The sequence below is a fragment of the Synechococcus sp. BA-124 BA4 genome, assembly GCF_034931165.1.
In genome coordinates this window covers 1-15,570 of sequence record NZ_JAYGIA010000005.1, presented here as the reverse complement: position 1 = coordinate 15,570, position 15,570 = coordinate 1, and the positions used below count along the sequence as shown (strand labels likewise).

22 protein-coding genes, 1 tRNA gene and 1 pseudogene are annotated in these 15,570 nt (G+C 66.2%); 9 read left to right on the top strand and 15 right to left on the bottom strand.

The window, feature by feature from the left end:
• The first annotated feature begins 2 nt into the window (after positions 1-2).
• The 4 genes and pseudogenes from VB734_RS00995 to VB734_RS00980 all read left to right on the top strand — a co-directional run bounded on the left by VB734_RS00995 (position 3) and on the right by VB734_RS00980 (position 2,565).
• Positions 3-1,637, top strand: a complete 1,635-nt coding sequence (locus VB734_RS00995; RefSeq protein ID WP_322781389.1) for a Na/Pi symporter — start codon at positions 3-5, stop codon at positions 1,635-1,637.
• A gap of 52 nt (positions 1,638-1,689) precedes the next feature.
• Positions 1,690-1,842, top strand: a complete 153-nt coding sequence (locus VB734_RS00990; protein WP_197165151.1) for a hypothetical protein — start codon at positions 1,690-1,692, stop codon at positions 1,840-1,842.
• 64 nt (positions 1,843-1,906) lie between these two features.
• Positions 1,907-2,197, top strand: a pseudogene (locus VB734_RS00985) (CorA family divalent cation transporter).
• Between the two features lie 107 nt (positions 2,198-2,304).
• Positions 2,305-2,565: a Nif11-like leader peptide family natural product precursor gene (locus tag VB734_RS00980; RefSeq protein ID WP_197165155.1), complete on the top strand. Its 261-nt coding sequence runs from the start codon at positions 2,305-2,307 to the stop codon at positions 2,563-2,565.
• 5 nt (positions 2,566-2,570) lie between these two features.
• On the opposite strand, the gene VB734_RS00975 is transcribed toward VB734_RS00980, so the two are convergent.
• The gene (locus VB734_RS00975; RefSeq protein WP_231594805.1) at positions 2,571-2,975 is read right to left on the bottom strand and encodes a hypothetical protein; all 405 of its coding nucleotides are present in this window, start codon (positions 2,973-2,975) and stop codon (positions 2,571-2,573) included.
• A 403-nt stretch (positions 2,976-3,378) separates the two neighbouring features.
• Between VB734_RS00975 and VB734_RS00970 the strand changes: the two genes are divergently transcribed.
• Both VB734_RS00970 and VB734_RS00965 read left to right on the top strand, forming a co-directional pair.
• Positions 3,379-4,170, top strand: coding sequence for a substrate-binding domain-containing protein (locus VB734_RS00970; RefSeq protein WP_322781388.1), 792 nt, complete (start codon positions 3,379-3,381; stop codon positions 4,168-4,170).
• Between the two features lie 55 nt (positions 4,171-4,225).
• Complete coding sequence (locus tag VB734_RS00965) at positions 4,226-5,209, top strand: CHAD domain-containing protein (RefSeq protein ID WP_197165159.1); 984 nt, start codon at positions 4,226-4,228, stop codon at positions 5,207-5,209.
• Positions 5,210-5,213: 4 nt separating this feature from the next.
• On the opposite strand, the gene VB734_RS00960 is transcribed toward VB734_RS00965, so the two are convergent.
• From VB734_RS00960 to VB734_RS00925, 8 genes are all read right to left on the bottom strand, one after another.
• Positions 5,214-5,287, bottom strand: a tRNA-Pro gene (locus tag VB734_RS00960).
• A 15-nt stretch (positions 5,288-5,302) separates the two neighbouring features.
• Positions 5,303-5,668: a hypothetical protein gene (locus VB734_RS00955; RefSeq protein ID WP_197165161.1), complete on the bottom strand. Its 366-nt coding sequence runs from the start codon at positions 5,666-5,668 to the stop codon at positions 5,303-5,305.
• A 5-nt stretch (positions 5,669-5,673) separates the two neighbouring features.
• Positions 5,674-5,859 (bottom strand): hypothetical protein, encoded by a 186-nt coding sequence (locus VB734_RS00950; protein WP_197165163.1) that lies wholly within the window; start codon positions 5,857-5,859, stop codon positions 5,674-5,676.
• A gap of 4 nt (positions 5,860-5,863) precedes the next feature.
• Positions 5,864-6,220, bottom strand: a complete 357-nt coding sequence (locus VB734_RS00945) for a hypothetical protein (RefSeq protein WP_197165165.1) — start codon at positions 6,218-6,220, stop codon at positions 5,864-5,866.
• Between the two features lie 78 nt (positions 6,221-6,298).
• Positions 6,299-7,099, bottom strand: a complete 801-nt coding sequence (locus VB734_RS00940; RefSeq protein ID WP_197165175.1) for an ABC transporter ATP-binding protein — start codon at positions 7,097-7,099, stop codon at positions 6,299-6,301.
• Entirely contained in the window at positions 7,096-7,512 is a 417-nt protein-coding gene (locus VB734_RS00935) for an NUDIX hydrolase (RefSeq protein ID WP_197165177.1), read from the bottom strand. The genes VB734_RS00940 and VB734_RS00935 overlap by 4 nt, the downstream gene beginning before the upstream one ends.
• Before the next feature lie 25 nt (positions 7,513-7,537).
• Positions 7,538-8,539: an NAD(P)-dependent alcohol dehydrogenase gene (locus VB734_RS00930; protein ID WP_197165179.1), complete on the bottom strand. Its 1,002-nt coding sequence runs from the start codon at positions 8,537-8,539 to the stop codon at positions 7,538-7,540.
• Positions 8,540-8,576: 37 nt separating this feature from the next.
• Entirely contained in the window at positions 8,577-9,125 is a 549-nt protein-coding gene (locus VB734_RS00925) for a DUF4334 domain-containing protein (RefSeq protein ID WP_231594807.1), read from the bottom strand.
• Here VB734_RS00925 and VB734_RS00920 point away from each other — a divergent pair.
• On the top strand, positions 9,118-9,666 hold the full coding sequence (locus tag VB734_RS00920; protein WP_323242863.1) for a TspO/MBR family protein: 549 nt from the start codon (positions 9,118-9,120) through the stop codon (positions 9,664-9,666). The genes VB734_RS00925 and VB734_RS00920 overlap by 8 nt on opposite strands.
• Here the strand turns inward: VB734_RS00920 and VB734_RS00915 are convergent.
• Positions 9,656-9,931, bottom strand: coding sequence for a hypothetical protein (locus tag VB734_RS00915; RefSeq protein ID WP_231594809.1), 276 nt, complete (start codon positions 9,929-9,931; stop codon positions 9,656-9,658). The two genes, VB734_RS00920 and VB734_RS00915, sit on opposite strands and share 11 nt — an antisense overlap.
• A 25-nt stretch (positions 9,932-9,956) precedes the next feature.
• Positions 9,957-10,178, bottom strand: a complete 222-nt coding sequence (locus tag VB734_RS00910; protein WP_197165190.1) for a GlsB/YeaQ/YmgE family stress response membrane protein — start codon at positions 10,176-10,178, stop codon at positions 9,957-9,959.
• 301 nt (positions 10,179-10,479) lie between these two features.
• On the opposite strand from VB734_RS00910, the gene VB734_RS00905 reads away from it, so the two are divergent.
• A complete protein-coding gene (locus VB734_RS00905) occupies positions 10,480-11,565 on the top strand; it encodes a class I SAM-dependent methyltransferase (protein ID WP_231594810.1) in 1,086 nt (361 codons plus the stop codon).
• Between the two features lie 15 nt (positions 11,566-11,580).
• On the opposite strand, the gene VB734_RS00900 is transcribed toward VB734_RS00905, so the two are convergent.
• The 4 genes from VB734_RS00900 to VB734_RS00885 form a co-directional block, all read right to left on the bottom strand.
• Entirely contained in the window at positions 11,581-11,874 is a 294-nt protein-coding gene (locus tag VB734_RS00900) for a hypothetical protein (protein ID WP_197165192.1), read from the bottom strand.
• 183 nt (positions 11,875-12,057) lie between these two features.
• Positions 12,058-12,621 (bottom strand): tetratricopeptide repeat protein, encoded by a 564-nt coding sequence (locus tag VB734_RS00895; protein WP_197165194.1) that lies wholly within the window; start codon positions 12,619-12,621, stop codon positions 12,058-12,060.
• A 414-nt stretch (positions 12,622-13,035) separates the two neighbouring features.
• The gene (locus VB734_RS00890) at positions 13,036-13,203 is read right to left on the bottom strand and encodes a chlorophyll a/b-binding protein (protein ID WP_231595024.1); all 168 of its coding nucleotides are present in this window, start codon (positions 13,201-13,203) and stop codon (positions 13,036-13,038) included.
• A gap of 405 nt (positions 13,204-13,608) precedes the next feature.
• Entirely contained in the window at positions 13,609-14,268 is a 660-nt protein-coding gene (locus VB734_RS00885) for a cupin domain-containing protein (RefSeq protein WP_197165196.1), read from the bottom strand.
• A gap of 162 nt (positions 14,269-14,430) precedes the next feature.
• On the opposite strand from VB734_RS00885, the gene VB734_RS00880 reads away from it, so the two are divergent.
• The coding region (locus tag VB734_RS00880) for a hypothetical protein (protein ID WP_323242862.1) at positions 14,431-15,570 on the top strand (1,140 nt) is incomplete at its 3' end.

The following is a 15,570-nucleotide window of genomic DNA, read 5'->3' as shown; positions in this document are numbered from 1 at the left end:
GCATGGGTGGCAGTGCCGCCATCGGGGCCCTCGGGGGGCTCGGTCTGTTCCTGATGGGCATGACCGTGATGAGCGAGGCCCTGCGTGCCCTGGCCGGCAGCCGCCTGCGGGCGTGGCTCCTGCGCTTCACACGCACCCCCTGGTCCGGTGCCCTGATCGGCGCCGCCACCACCGCGGCGCTGCAGTCGTCGTCGGCCACCACCGTGGCCACGGTGGGATTCGTTCAGGCCGGGCTGATCAGCTTTCCCAGCTCCCTGGGCATCATCTTCGGAGCGAACGTGGGCAGCACCGGCCTGGGCTGGCTGGTGGCCCTGCTGGGCCTGAAGCTCGACCTGGCCGGGCTGATGCCGCCCCTGGTCGCCCTCGGCGCCTGCCTGCGGCTGCTGGGCCGGGGACGGCTGGCCCAGATCGGTTTCGCCCTGGCAGGCTTCGGGGTGCTCTTCCTGGGGATCGACACCCTGCAGCAGGCCATGGCCGGCCATGGTGCGCTGCTGCAACCCGAGCGCTTCGATGGAGCCAGCGTGACCGGTCGCTTTCAGCTGGTGCTGCTGGGCCTGCTGACCACCGTGATCACCCAGTCGTCGGGGGCGGGGGTGGCCACGGCACTGACGGCGCTCACGGCCGGAGCGATCGATCTGGGCCAGGCCGGAGCCCTGGTGATCGGCATGGACGTGGGCACCACGATCACCGCCCAGATCGCAGCCCTTGGCGCCAGCCTCAGTGCCCGGCGCACGGCCGCCGCTCACCTGATCTTCAACCTGGCCACGGCGGTGATGGCCTTCCTGCTGCTGCCGCTGTATCTGGGCCTGGGCCAGCGCTGGCTGGCGGGGCCGATCGCCGCGGATCCCGAATTCGCACTCACCGCCTTCCACACGGGATTCAACCTGCTGGGGGTGGCCCTGCTGCTGCCCTTCACCCGGTCATTCGCCCACTTGATCCAGGCGCTGCTGCCCTCTCCGGACGGGCGGGCGGCCGATGATCTCGATGAGGCTCCCAGTGCAGACACCGTGCGGGCCCTGGACCTCGCTCAGACCGCTCAGCAGCAGGGGCTGCTGCAGCTGATGCGTCATCTGCACCAGGCCCTGGGCGCCTCCGCCGGCAACGGCCAGCGCCGGGCGATGAGCCTCGACGACCTGGAGGCCGACCTGGCCCGGATCGAGCAGTACCTCGATCAGATCCATCTGCGCCATCTGGATGAACCCGAAGCCCAGCGGCTGCTGCACCTTCTGCACAGCCTCGACCATCTGCAGCGCCTGCATGAACGCTGTGAGGAAGAACCGGAGCGGGCCAGCACCGTGCGCCAGAGCGGCTCCCTGCAACGGGAACGCCAGGACCTGCTGACGGCGCTGGAGCAGCTGGAGCCCCTAGTGGAGTCGCAGCAGTGGGGAGAGGTGGCACGGCGGAGTCAGGCCACCGGGCGCAGCCTGCACCGGCGGGTGAAGCCCTTCAGGCAGGAGGTGTTGGCGGAGGTGGCCAGCGGGGGCGTCGAGGTGGAGCTGGCGAGTCAGCGGCTGGAGGCGATCCGCTGGCTGCGGCGGGTGAGCCAGCACCTGGGCCGGATCAGCGGCCATCTCGAAGCCGCGGCCCTGGCCAGGGGCTCCGGTGCTCCCCCATGCCCCACGATGTCGCCCGGATAGCAGCACGGCGAAGGCATCTCGTCTCAACTGCTGGACTCCTTCCGCTGAGGCCATGCCGGGTCTGCTCTGGGAACGCCGCGCACAGATCGGCTGCTGCCTGCTGCTGCAGGGAAGCCTGCTGGCGACGGGCCTGCTGCTGGAGCACCTGCTCCAGCGCACCATCCCCACCCCCGGCGGAGCACGGATCGCCACAACGCGTGGATGACACGCTTCGATCCGGGCACCCTGCGCCCCGGGGTCGATGCGATCGGTGAGACGGCCTCTTTCCATTGCTGGAACAACTGGCGAAGCTGCTGGAGCAGCTGGAGGAGGCGGCCCTGCAAGGCATCAGCAACCGGATGAACCAGGTGATGAAGACGCTCACGAGCGTGTCGACGATCCTTGCCCCGCTCACCTTCATCGCCGGCATCTAGGGCATGAATTTCGTCAACATGCCTGAGCTCAGGCTCAGCTATGGCTACTTCATGGTTCTGGTGCTGATGGGGCTGCTGGCACTGATGCAGTGTGTCTGGCTGTGGCGCCGAGGCTGGTTTCAGGACTGGACGATCACTGGACGCTGATCAGCCCAGCTCGTCCTGTCTTGTCTGGGCCGGGCTGGGTCTGAGTTGGATTGACAGATCAATGGCGCTGCCTGAGGCTGACGGCTCAGCTTGATTGCTCACCGCCGATGATTCCATCCGTTGAACAGTTCATCGAGCGCCTGAAAGCTGACGAAGATCTTCAGCACAAGGTCAAACGGGCCCTCAAAGCCGAGGAACTGGCGGTGGTGGCCGGCGATGCGGGATTCAGTTTCACGGCAGCGGAACTGGTGAAGGGTTTCGCCCAGCTGCTGCTGGACAGTGAGGATGCCAGGGCCGTTGCTCTCTTCGATGATCTGGGCTGGGACGCCGGCGAGCTGCTCTGGTCCCTCAAAAGCTGGGCAGGCTGAGTGCGTCAGGGTCGCTGATCCTGACGCCGGCGCTGCCGGCTCGCCCGGGAGCGGCAGGTGCTGGAGCAGTAACGGGCATCGCGGCGACGCGCGCTGAACACGTCACCGCAGGAGCGACAGAGCCGGACGGAGGCCGTACTGGGATCCTCAAGCAGCCGCTGGCTGATGCGTTCACCCAGCACCAGATCAAGGCCATAACCCTCCTGAAGCAGGCCTTCGGTGTCGGCGTAGCCAAGACGCTCGGCCAGTTCCGGCGCCTCGAGCAGGAAGCGCTGCAGCATCCGCACCAGCGGATACCCCTCAGTCCAGAACCAGCAGCGCCGCTGGCGCACCAGCTCAGCCCAGTGCTCCGGCGGTTGATCACCGAGCCGGTCATCAAAGGCGGGCATGTCACTCCAGCCAGGATTCATCCGCCTTGACCGTCCGCACACCCTGAGCCGAGCCTATGGGGTTGCGGCAATCACAACCCAGCCCTAACCCCTCATTAACGGAGAAGCTGTCCCACAGCCCCCCCTGAGTGGATTGGCAGAAGATCCATGCCATGGGCACGGCTGTGACGTTGCTTCGTTTGCCTCGTGGGCTGTGGATCTGTCTTCTGGCCGCTCTGGCTTCGCTCCCGCCGCTCGGCCTGTCCGGCCCAGCCCTGGGGCAGAGCAGCAAGGGGGTGATCCGCATCAGCGGATCAAGCACGGTGTTCCCGATCACCTCCGAAGCCATCCGCCGCTTCCGCCAGAGCCCCCCCGGACGCGAGGTGCGCTTCGAGCTCAGGGAAACGGGCACCTCCGGAGGTTCCGCGCGTTCTGCTCCGGGGCAGTGGCGATCAGCAACGCCTCCAGGCCGATCAACAGCCAGGAACTGAAGGCCTGTGCAGCCAGGGGCATTCGCTTCATCGAACTGCCGATCGCCTTCGATGCCCTGACCGTGGCGGTCAACCCCCGCAACAGCTGGGCCAGGACGATCAGCACGGAGGAGTTGGGGCGTCTCTGGAACCGCGGGGCCCAGGGCCGCATCAAGCGCTGGAATCAGGGGAACAGCGCCTGGCCGGCGCGGCCGATCACGCTCTGCGGGCCCGACAAGGATTCAGGCACCTTCGACTATTTCAACAAGGCCGTGAACGGCAATGCCGCCAACTCCCGCACTGATTACAGCAGCAGTGAAGATGACAACGTTCTGGTGAACTGTGTGGCCAGTGACCTGCAGTCGCTCGGATATTTCGGCTACAGCTACTACGCCGCCAATCGCAACCGCCTGAGGGCCCTGGCGGTGGAGGGGCCGAAGGGAGCTGTGCGTCCTTCGCTCGAAGCCGTGCAGAAGGAGCGCTACCTCCCCTTCTCCCGTCCTCTGTTCCTGTACATCAACAACGAACAGCTGCTGGAGCGCCCTGAGCTGCAGCGGTTCGTCACGGCCTTCGTGCGCCAGGCCCCCCGGATCGTCGAGACAGCTGGCGCCATCCCCCTGCCTGAGAGCACCTACCGGCTGGTGGAAACCAAGCTCTACCGCCACGTGCTGGGCAGTTCCTTCTCCGGTGATCTGCCGGTGGGCCTCACGGTCAGCCAGGCCCTGGGCCGCAGCTTTCAGCAGCTGAAGCGGCCGCTGCCCCGCTGAGCCTCGGCCCGGGGCAGGACTCAGCCTGAGAATGGAGTCATTGCCAGCCGCGAGCATGGAACCACCCAGGGACCACGGTCTCGATCAGTCCGGCGCACCCCCGCAGCCGAACCCTGACGCCATCAGCAACGGGGTCCACGCTGCCCAGCTGATCCAGAAGCAGACCAGGCGGCTGGGCCGTCTGCAGCCCGAGGTGCTGGCCGATACCGATCCCGAGCCCCTGCATCAGCTGCGGGTGAGCCTGCGGCGGTTGCGCACCGCCCTGGTGCAGTTCCAGCCGGCCCTCACCCTGCCCGATGGCATCAGCGAGCGTCGCATCGCCCGGGTGGCCCGGCGCACCGGGCTCTGCCGTGATCTCGATGTGCTGCGCGAGCGCCTGGACACCAGATTGCTGCCTGCGCTGCCCGACTGTGAATCGAAGGCGCTGCGGCCCGCCATGAAGCAGCTGAGCCGCGATCGGCGCCGGGCGTTCGAAGGACTGACGGAAGCCCTGCGCGGCCACCGCTACCTGAAACTGCTGGAACGCCTGCATCGCTGGCAGGATCACCCCCAATTCACCACACTGGGAGCCTTGCCCCTGGAGCCCTGGCTGGGAGAGTGGTGTTCCCAGGCCGCGGCGGGGCTGTTTCTCGAACCGGGCTGGTTCAGCGACGACCCCGGCGATCCGGCACTGCATGGGCTGCGCAAGCGGATCAAGGGGGTGCGCTACGGCCTCGAGAACCTGGAGCCGTATCTCGATCCTGCTCTCAGCCGCTGGCTCACCGACCTCAGGAAGGCCCAGGACATCCTCGGGGATCTCCACGACCTGCAGGTGCTGGCGGAGGTGCTCGAGGACGTGCTCGGCTCCTCCCCCAGCCCATCCTTCCCCCAGCTCAACCACTGGATCGAGCGGCAGCGGAGCGAAGGCTGGCAACACTGGCTCGAGCTTGGAGGCCGGCTGAGCCAGGACAGCAGCCGCTGGTCGCTGCAGTCCCTGCTGGCGGCTGAGGGCATGAAAAAACCGGCTGGGGAAGCCGGTCAGGACAGGATCAACGGCTGAAGAATCGGAGCGGCGGGATTTGAACCCACGACCCCCACTACCCCAAAGTGGTGCGCTACCAAGCTGCGCTACGCCCCGGCGAAATGGAAGCTATCACAGCCCCCGCGGCAGCAACGACTCCCAGGCTCGCACCCGTTTCAGCCGCCTGAGAATCCGCCTGGTGAGCTGCTCCCGGCTCTGGCTGGCGTAGCCCCAGAGGCGCAGGCGGCGCGCCAGCTGCCGCAGCTGGGCCAGGTTCAGGGCCGCCAGGCGCAGTTCCGGCAGACGGCGCCAGGCACTGGCCGTGACCGGCAGGGGGTTGCCCTGGTGCACTCCGGGAATCGAGCGCATGGCGCCGCCGGCCATCCACTCCGGCACAAGCACGAACAGCACCGCCAGCAGGCCGTAGAGCTCGACCAGCCCCTTGGGCAGGGGGTGGAGTTGTCGCTTGCCCTCCGGGCCGTCGTCGGGGGATGCCAAGGGATTCAGAGCAGGGTGCCTTTCGGCTGGGCCGCCGGGGCGGCCGGGCTGCTGCGGCCGGGGGGGTCCTTCCAGAGCAGCGGGGTCTCCCGGGCCGGCTGGAGCCGGACACTCCAGAACACCAGGGCCGCCACCGCTCCGAGGGTGAGGGCCATCAGCAGCAGCACGGTTCGATCGGGGAGGGGGTTCATGCCATCAGACCTGATCCGTGCGCAGGCAGAGCATCCGCTGCGGCAGCCGCTCCAGGGTGAGTTCATCCCCGCGCAGGATCAGGCGCAGACGATCGGTGCCGTAGCGCAGGCCCGGCAGCGGAGAGTCTTCCCGGAAGAGGGTGGTGCGGGTGCGGCCGGCCAGCAGCGAGGCCTGGGCCTCGTTGCGCTCCACCACCACCTGGTTGATGCCGTTGCAGAGAAAGGTTTCACGCACCTCGTAGTTCTCCCACCAGGGCGAGGACATCGCCAGAGCGGTGCCACAGAGGGGAAGACCCAGCAGGGGAGCCCAGGCCAGAAGCCGAAGCCAGCGCGGCCCGCAGTGGTGCTTGGTCGATGACATCCCCATGCCCTGCCTGGTGTGAGTTTGCCCCAGCCTCATGGGGAACGCCAGGACCCGTGAGCCCTGGTGAGCCCCCGCTCACGGGGAGGGGGCCGGCAGTACCTGGCGGAATCCGCCTGCGCTGAACACCTGCAGGGGAGTGCCGAACAGATCGCTGAGGGGTCCATCGGCCAGCAGCTCAGGCACCGGACCATCGGCCACCAGGGCCCCCTGGCGCAGCAGCAGACAACGGCTGATCTCGGGGATGATCGCCTCGATCTGGTGCGTGACCAGCAGCAGGGTGGTGCCGGCCTGCGCCAGGCCGCGCAGGACCTGCAGCAGCTGGTGCTTGGCGCGCAGGTCAAGGCCGGTGGTGGGTTCATCCAGCACCAGCACCTGGGGATCGTGCACCAGAGCGCGGGCCAGCAACAGGCGCATGCGCTGGCCATCGGAGAGCTGGCGGTAGGGGCGATCGGCCAGATCCTCCAGCCTCAACCGGACCATCAGGTCCCTCACCCGCTGGCGCTGTTCCGGGGCGGGATGCTGGCTGGGGCCGATCCCCACCGAACCGAAGAAGCCCGAGAGCACCACATCACGGGCGGGAACCGCGCCGACATAGCCAGCCTGGAGGTCGCGGGACACCAGCCCGATCCGGGCCCGCAGATCCCAGAGGTTGACCGTTTCTTGGCCGAACAGGCGCAGGTGTGACCCCGGCTTGACCACGGGGTAGATCTCACGGCTGAGCAGCTTGATCAGGGCACTCTTGCCGGCCCCGTTCGGCCCCAGGATGACGCTGTTCTCCCCCCGGTGCAGGCGCAGGCTGAGGTTGTCGAACACCCGGCGGGTCCCCAGGTAGGCCTCCACGGCCTGCAGCTCGAGGTAAGGATCAGCCGCGGTCATGGGGTCCGGCGCAGGGCCTCCAGCGCCAGCTGAAGGGAGGGGGCGAGGGGCCGGGCCTGCTGCAGCTTCGGGCTCCAGACCTGGCCTGTGGCCAGCTCCTCAGGGTCAGCCAGGACCATGTCCTGACCCTCCAGCAACTGAAGCTTCTCCAGAGGCAGCGGCAGGCTGGAGCGGAAGAAATGGGCGATCCGTTGCGAGGTGCTGTGGCGGAACCAGAAGGGAAGGTCGCCGGAACACCAGTTGATTTCCTCCTGCAGCTCACGCCTGAGGGCCTGATCCGGGCTCTCCCCCGGGTCGAGGTGGCCGCCGAAGAGGCCCCAGGTCCCCGGGGAGACGATGCCGGGGATGTCATCACGCAGCTGCACCAACCAGCGGCCGTCGCGCTCCAGCATCGCCAGGGCCACCTCCAGCATCAGCAGAGCTCAGCCGGGGCCGCCATCAGGCGGGCCCATCAAGAACGAAGCGATACCGCACATCGCCCAGGCGCAGCCGCTCGATGGCCGTATTGATCTCGGCCATCGGCAGATGCTCCACCAGTGGTGCGATGCCGTGGCGGGCGCAGAACTCGACCATGCGGCGCAGGGAGGCGGGTGAGGACGTGGGACTGCCGGTGACGCTGCGACGGCCGGCGATCAGAGGGAACGCCGGGATCTGCAGAGGGTTGAGGGGCACCCCCAGCTGATGCAGCCGGCCCAGGGGAGCCAGGCTGGCGATCAGGGCAGACCAGTCGAGATCGTGGTTGCTGGTGTTGATGACCAGGTCGAAGCCACCTGGATGGGCAGCCAGCTCGGAGAGAGCCAGCACCCGATGGGCCCCGAGGCGGCGGGCCTCGTCCGCCTTGGCCAGGGAGGTGGTGACCGCAGTGACCTCACAGCCCCAGGCGCGGGCGAACTGAAGGGCCATGTGCCCCAGCCCGCCGATGCCGATCACCGCCACCCGCGCGGTGGGCGAGACCGCCTCATCGAAGAGCGGAGCGAAGACCGTGATGCCACCGCAGAAGAGGGGTCCGGCATCGGCGGCTGAAACACCGTCGGGGATGGCCACGATCCAGTCCTGATGGGCCATGACATGGCTGGCGAAGCCACCATGGCGACCCACCACCGAAGCCTCGAGCGAGGGACAGAGGTTGGCGTTTCCGCCGAGGCACCAGTCGCAGTGGCGGCAGCTGCCGGAGATCCAGCCCAGACCCTGGATCGATCCCAGCAGGCCGCTGTCCACGCCGGCCCCCACAGCCGCCACCCGCCCGACCACCTCGTGGCCGGGGACGAGCGGAAACGTGCTGATCCCCCAGGAGTTGTCGAGCATCGAGAGATCGCTGTGGCACAGCCCGCAGTGCAGCACTTCGAGCAGGACCTCATCCGGGCCGGGCTCCAGCAGGGTGGCCTGGGAGCGCTCGAGCCGGGCGCCTCTGGCCAGCGCTTGCCACACGGTGATCTGCACAGGATCTCAGCGGCTTAAGGTCAACGTAACCCAGGCCTCAGGGACGGCGCTCGAGCAGAAACAGGTAGGGGCGGGGGTCACCCTTGGCCTGCATCAGGCCGAGCACGGTGTCCTCGTCGACGCGGCGGAAGGCGTCATGCACCGGCAGATGGTCGTAGAGCATGGTGGCGCTGACCACGCCGCGCACCTCCATGCTCCGCAGGCGGGCCTGGGACTGCCGGGTGCGCAGCAGCAGCAGTGACCGGCGCAGCAGCGGGCCAGGCAGGGGGAACGCCTGGGGGGAGAGGCAGCGGGCCAGATTCAGCGCCCCCGGCAGCGGCCGGATCGGGAACGGATCGCCCGAGCCGATGCGCATCAGCAGCGGATGCACGGTCTCGGCATCGAGAAACTCCTTGCCGTACCAGCCACACAGCTCCAGCCAGCCCTCCAGCGGATGACCGGTGCGGATCTCGCTGCCCTGCCAGCGGCCCCAGAGCATGGCCGGATCCACCGGCGACAACGCATCGAAGACAGCCAGGGCCTCCTCGAGGCCGGAACGGCGTTCCCGCAGCAGGCGCTGAAGCGTGATGGCGCTGGAGATGGACAAGACCTGCGGGGTAGGGATTGATGACGGCAGAGGCGAAACAGCCGTCGTGGTGCCCCAGGCCCGATCAGCCTGGAGATCCATGCATGGACCGGCGATGGTGGCAGCCCTGGTGATCCTGGTGGCGATCGTGGCGGTTGGAGTCCTGCTCAATCCCAACCGGGAGGATTTCCGCTGGTTTCTGCAGCTGCGCCGCCCCCGCTGGCTGACTTTCGAGCGCTGGATCCCGGCGATCTGGCTGGCGATCTACATCTGCTTTTACGTGTCGGCCCTGCTGGCGTGGCAGGCCAGCACGAGCCTGGTGCTGATGGGCGGTTACCTGGGGCTGGTGCTGCTGGTGCAGAGCTACACCTGGTTGATCTGCCGCAGCCGGACCCTGCGCAACGGCACCCTGATCGGCCTGGCCGGCTGGGCCTGGGGCGTGGCTCTGGCGGTGGTGGTGGTGCCGTTGTCGCGTCCGGCGGCCCTGCTGCTGATCCCCTTCCTCCTCTGGAGCCCGGTGGGCAGCTTCGTGACCTGGCGGATGGAGGGCCTCAACCGCTGAGGGACTCAGCTGGGTGCTCGATCTTCTCCTCCACGGCCTCCCAGACCACCCGATAGGCCAGGCTCTGAGACTCACTCCAGGCCTGGACAGCCGGTTGATGCCAGGCCACCTGACGGGACAGATCGCCGAAATCCTCAGGCAACCGCTCCAGATCGAGCAGGCTCAGAGCTTCGGGCAGTTCCAGTGAATGAACAGGCATGGGGAACACCTCCTCCTCCTCGTGAAGCCAGCGGCTGGGCAGCCCGTGGCGGGCTCCCGACTCCAAGCTGCCACAGCAGGTCAGATCTCGCTCAGGTCCGCTTGATCAGCCGCAACACCAGCACCGCCAGCCCGGCGCCGATCGCCGCCCTGATGACGCTGTCCAGGAGCGGAGCGCCAAGCGAGGGGCCCAGGCCCGCCAGCACCAGGCCAGCGATGAGGGCACCGAGGATCCCGGCCACCAGATGCATGACCAGCCCACCCGCCAGCCATCCGGCGACCACACCCACGAGCAGGACCAGCAGAACGTTCATGGGCTGACGAAAGCAGTGAATGAAACACACTCCCCCATCAACGCGCCCGGCTCGGAAACGGCAACCGGAAGCTGCTTGGGGACTTCAGCGGTCAGATCACATGATGATCCCTGATCGGCCGGCCATCGTGGGTTGATTCGACATCAGGCCGAAGCGATGCAATACACCGAAGCGATGCAGCACAAGGTGAAGACCCATGGCGGTTGTTCCGGGGCACAGGGTCTTGACGCCCGACCCGGCCGATCGTGACCTCCGTGGAACCTGGAGGCTTCGCAGCCACCAAGACATTCTGGAGACCGCCATGCCAACCACCACAGGGATGAAGGGAGGGGGCTACTACGACGCCAACTCCCAGGCCCAACGCGCAGCGATGGAGCCCTTTCTGCCCTGGCTGGAGGCTTCGATCGAGCATGTACCAGTTCCATCCCAGGAGCAGGGTTGTTACCGCTTCCTTGACATCGGCAGCTCCGAAGGAGCCAACGCCGTGTATGCCATCAAACGCTTGATCAGGGCTCTGCGGAGGGTGTCTTCCCTGCCCATTCAGGTGGGATTCGATGATCTCCCCAGCAATGATTTCAACAGGCTGTTTCTTAATCTCTTCCCCCAGGGTCAGCTTGATCTCGCGGCTGAAGAGATCTATGCCTGTGCCGTGGCCGGTACGGCCTTTGGCCGTCTGGTGCCGGCCGGCTCGCTTCAGCTCGCCACCACGTTCAATGCCATCGGATTTCTGAACGAGAAGCCAAAGGCCGAACTTCCCAGGTTCATCCTGCCGATGGCACCAGGACCCCATGCTCCTCGGCCTGGTGTGCACGTGACGGATCAGGACCTGATTCCCTTCCGCACCCAGGCCGCCTCAGACCTCAAGGCCTTCTACGCCGCACGTGCGGCCGAATTGGTGAGCGGTGGGCAGTTGCTTGTGCAGGTCTTTGGTCGCCGTGGGGAACTTTCCACCAGCCATGGGATCTATGACGTGCTCAGTGATGCCCTGCTCGATGCCGTTGAGCAGGGACGACTCCCGCAGGTGGTCTACGAGCAGCTCCTCTTTCCGATCTACTTTCGCAGCCTTGAGGAGCTGTTGGCGCCTGTGCAGCCTGGGGCTGAGCATGGGGCCTGCTTCGAGGTGCTTCAAGCTGAGGTCCGGGAGGTTGAGGTTCCGTTCAACCAGCAACGGCAACTCGACGGCGACGTGAACGCGTGGGCCAGGCAATACACCGGCTTCATGCGGGCCTTCACTGAGGCCATCCTGGCCGCTGCTCTTCCCGAGACTCTGCCCCAGGCGGACATCCTCGAGTGGATCTACGAACGGATCCAGCAGCGCCTGATCGCAACTCCCGAGCGCTATCCCTTTCACTACATCTCCATCGGTGCCCTGTTGAAGCGACTCTGAGCGCGCGCTGGATCTTCAAGGACCATTTGACTGCATCACTTCGAGATTACGCTCACAGGTGGCTTTGTCGACGTAGATGAGAACTTCACTGTGCTCGGATCTCCTGCAGGGAAATGCCGGATCCTTGAGACCGAAGGTGCCGTTGGTCTGATGGGTACAGGTGCGAAACTGACGGATGTCGTCCGGCTGAAGTCGGGTGCAGGCGGCTGAGCTGGGCTGAAGCCAGTCGAACCCATAGGATCCGGCTGTGGGCCCCTTCACCCGAGACAGGCAGGGAGCAGCCATCACGGCCGTATCAACCATGGCCATGGCAAGGATGGCAGCACCAAGGGAGGCAACACCAAACGATTCAGCACCACCTCTGAATCGGACGTCTCGAGCCCTCATCACGACCCCCGATCAGGTCTTCACATCGGCCTGAGCCTAGGAGCCATGGCCCGGCTGACTGTGGTGTGCTGGAGTATCGCCCACAGACCGACGGCCCGGCTCGGTTCAGGGGGCTTGGATGGTCCCCTTGATTTTGTTGCAGGATTGAAGGTAGGCGGTGTCGAAATCCGGCGCAGTCAAGCTGAAATCCGGATTCAGCTCATGGCCCTGGCGAAAGCTGGTACATCCCAGCTCGCGCTGCCCTTTGAGAAAGAGTGTCTCGCCGCGATTGAAGTAGTACAGAGCATCGTCGGGGTTCAGCTCAATTGCTTTGTCGTAATCAGCCAGAGCTCCCTTGTAATCCTTCAGGGAGTTCCGTGTCACCCCACGATTGTTGTAGGCCGTTGCATTCTTGGGATCAAGCGCGATGGCTTTGCCGTAGTCCTCCAGCACGCTGGGATAGTTCACAGGGGTGACGGCCGCCTTCACGTCGGCAAGGCGAAGATAGGCTTCTGAATTGTCAGGCTCCAGCCGGATGGCTTGCTTGCAATCGGCCAGTGCTCCGCTCAACCGGGTCAGTTCAAGCTGGGCCTGGCAACGGTCGATCCAGGCGGTGGCCAGCTTCGGATTCCTCTCAATGGCCTGGCTGCAAGCCTCCACTGCACCCTGCCAATCCGAGACCTGGATCATGGCTCTGCATCGTGCCGCAGCATCGTCCATGGCCGCGGGGTTCCCCATGGCGAGGGCCGATCTGGATCCAAGGTCACTGGCGCGTGAGGCGGGTGGCGCCACTCCCCATGGCAGGAGCATGGAGAGCATGCCCGTGAGCACGGTGTGCAGGTGCCAGCGCATCCGAAGAGCCATGGTGGTGAATCGTTGGCTGAAGCCAGCGTAGACACTTTGACCCCAGAAAGATCACGGTGCTGTCCTTCCGTGATGCCAGAGGGAAAGCAATGGAGCCATAGAGAGGGAATGACTGTGCTGGCCTGGTTTTCTTGGCGGCAACGGTCAGAGCATGTGCAGAAATAGGTGCAGCTTCATGCCACACCCGCCAGCCAGATCTGGCCTTCGCTATGAGCAACAAACTCGCAGAAATTTGCTGGCCTAATTCAGCAGGGCACCGAGGCCAATCTGGTGGAGAATCCCCTGGCCAAAGAAAGCCTCGACCAACACCCCGATCACGAAACCAAGCATGGCGAGCCGCCCGTTCAGGAGCTCTGCACGACGGTGAAAGCCCCACCCGCTTTCGCTATCTGGGCTGGCACGGTACATCCTCGGTTCAACGACAGCGGGATCGAGCAGCCTGGAGCCTTCGGACTCCCACATGCCTCCCTCTGATTCTGCATAAGTCTTGACCTTGGCAAGTTCTGATGGAGCTGTCATGGCATTCACCCTGGCAAATGTGATGGGCTGTGGCGAAGGGAACTGAGGGGAGCATCCATGGCCTCACGATCCATGGCGTTCGACTGCAGATTTTGTGGATTTTTCATCAAACGCATCGAATTAATCTTGATCAGTCTTCCCTTCCTGACCACAATTCTAGTCGAATTAATCTCATGGAATCGAATAGCGATACGCCGAATCTGCCAGTGATGGATTACCGCCTGCTCGGATCAGGCATGGGTCAGCATTGACCCGGTTCTGGGTGGGGAAATCCGTATGGCCCATCCACCCTGCTCAATGGGTGAGCAGATGCCCGGTCTTGACCCAGATGGTGCAACCCGCCTCACTCCAGGGCCGGTGCGAGCTGGCGTGGGGATTGCGCAGCCAGCTGCCGGCGGGATAGTTGCCCTGCTCGTCCTGAAAGACTCCATCCAGCACAAAGATTTCTTCGCCGCCAGGGTGCCCATGGAGCTGGAAGCGCGTACCCGGCGCCCAGCGCACCAGGGCCACATGCTCGGAGCCGAAGGCGTGCAGCGGCAGCACCTGCAAGCCAGCCACCAGGCCAGGCAACCAGTCGCTGCTGCGGGTGTCGATCACCACGGTCTGCTGATCGAGCGGGTGCATCTGATGCAGTTTCACCAGAAGAGTGCAGCCCTGCTCACTGAAGGGCGCATGGGCGGAGCCGGCCGGGTTGCGCAGGTAGGTGCCTTCTGGGTAGTCCCCCTGCTCGTCGGAGAACGTGCCCTCCAGCACCAGGATCTCCTCGCCGCCCCCATGGCTGTGGCGCTCGAAGTGGCTGCCTGGCACGTAACGCACGATCGAGGTAGCGCGGGCCACTTCCCCGCCGCGGCGATCCAGCATCCGCCGCTCCACACCGGCCATCGGCGAGGGGCTCCAGGGCAGAACCGTGGTGTCGAGGACCACCCGCTGGGCGAGATCGGCGTGGAGTTCCATGACCTTGATTCTGCTGCTAGCCCACCGAGCGGGCCGCCCAGCCCAGCATCAGCAGGGCGAGGGCCAGCGAGCCGCCACCGTGGCTCCTGGTAGCGCCACCGGCATGAAGGGGCTCACGACTGAGTGAGACTGCAGTGTTCGCTCGATCCACCGGGTTCGCCGATGTCTCCAGCACCCTCCAGTGAGCTCGTCTTCACGCCTCCTGGAGACGGGTTCTGGGAGCTCGATCCCGTGCACTTCCCCCGCCCGGTGAGCCGCTACTGGCGGGAGATCCACCCGGCCGCGTTCCGACGCGGCACCGCCGACTTCGCTCGTGCCTACGGCCTGCTGTTCGAGGCCCTGGAGATGGCTTACATCCATGGCTTCGCCTACCGGCGGGTGACCCCCCTGGCCGACGCCGAGCTGCCGGAGCGCTTCCGGCGCGCCGAGGAGGTGTTCGCCCAGAAGTTCTGGCGGCAGCAGCTGCAGGAGTGGAACGACACCGTGAAGCCCGCGGCGATCGCGGCGCACCGGCAGATCCAGGCGGTGGAGCCGGATGCCCTCAGCGACGACGACCTGGCCGGTTACCTGCAGCGCTGCCGCGACCACCACGCCGCAATGCTGGCTCAGCACATGCGCTACACAGCGGCCGCCATCGTGTCCATCGGCGACTTCCTGGCCCACGCCGCAGCCTGGACCGGGCTGCCCGCGGCCGAGCTGCTGGGCCTGATGCGCGGCACCTCGCCGGTATCGGCCGGAGCGTCCCAGGAGCTGGCCGAGCTGATCGCCGCGCTGCAACAGGATCCTCCGGCCCGCGACATCCTCATGACCACGGACGATCCCGGCGCCGCCTTGTCGGCCCTGCGGACGCGCGCTGGACGCACGGGCCGGGCGATGGGCGCTTATCTCGATCTGGTGGGCTATCGCCTGCTCGATGGCTTCGACATCACCAACCCCTGTGCCCTGGAGTTGCCCGACGTGCTGCTGCGGGCCATCCGCGCCGCCCTGACGACCGACGCTGCCACGCCTGGCGGCAGCGATCGCAGCGCCGAAGTGCGTGCCTGGGTGCCTGAAGCCCAGCGAGACGCCTTCGATGAGCTGCTGGCCGAAGCCCGGCTCATGTACCCGATCCGTGATGAACGGGGCGTGTTCAGCGACATCTGGGCGTCGGGACTGATGCGCCGGGCCGCCCTGGCGGCCGGACGCCGCCTGGCGGAGCGGGGGCTGCTGCACGATCCGCTCCACATCGTCGATGCCGGCTTCACGGAGATGCTCGCCCTGCTGGGAGCCGCCACGCCCTCGGCTGATGGCGCTCCGTCGGCC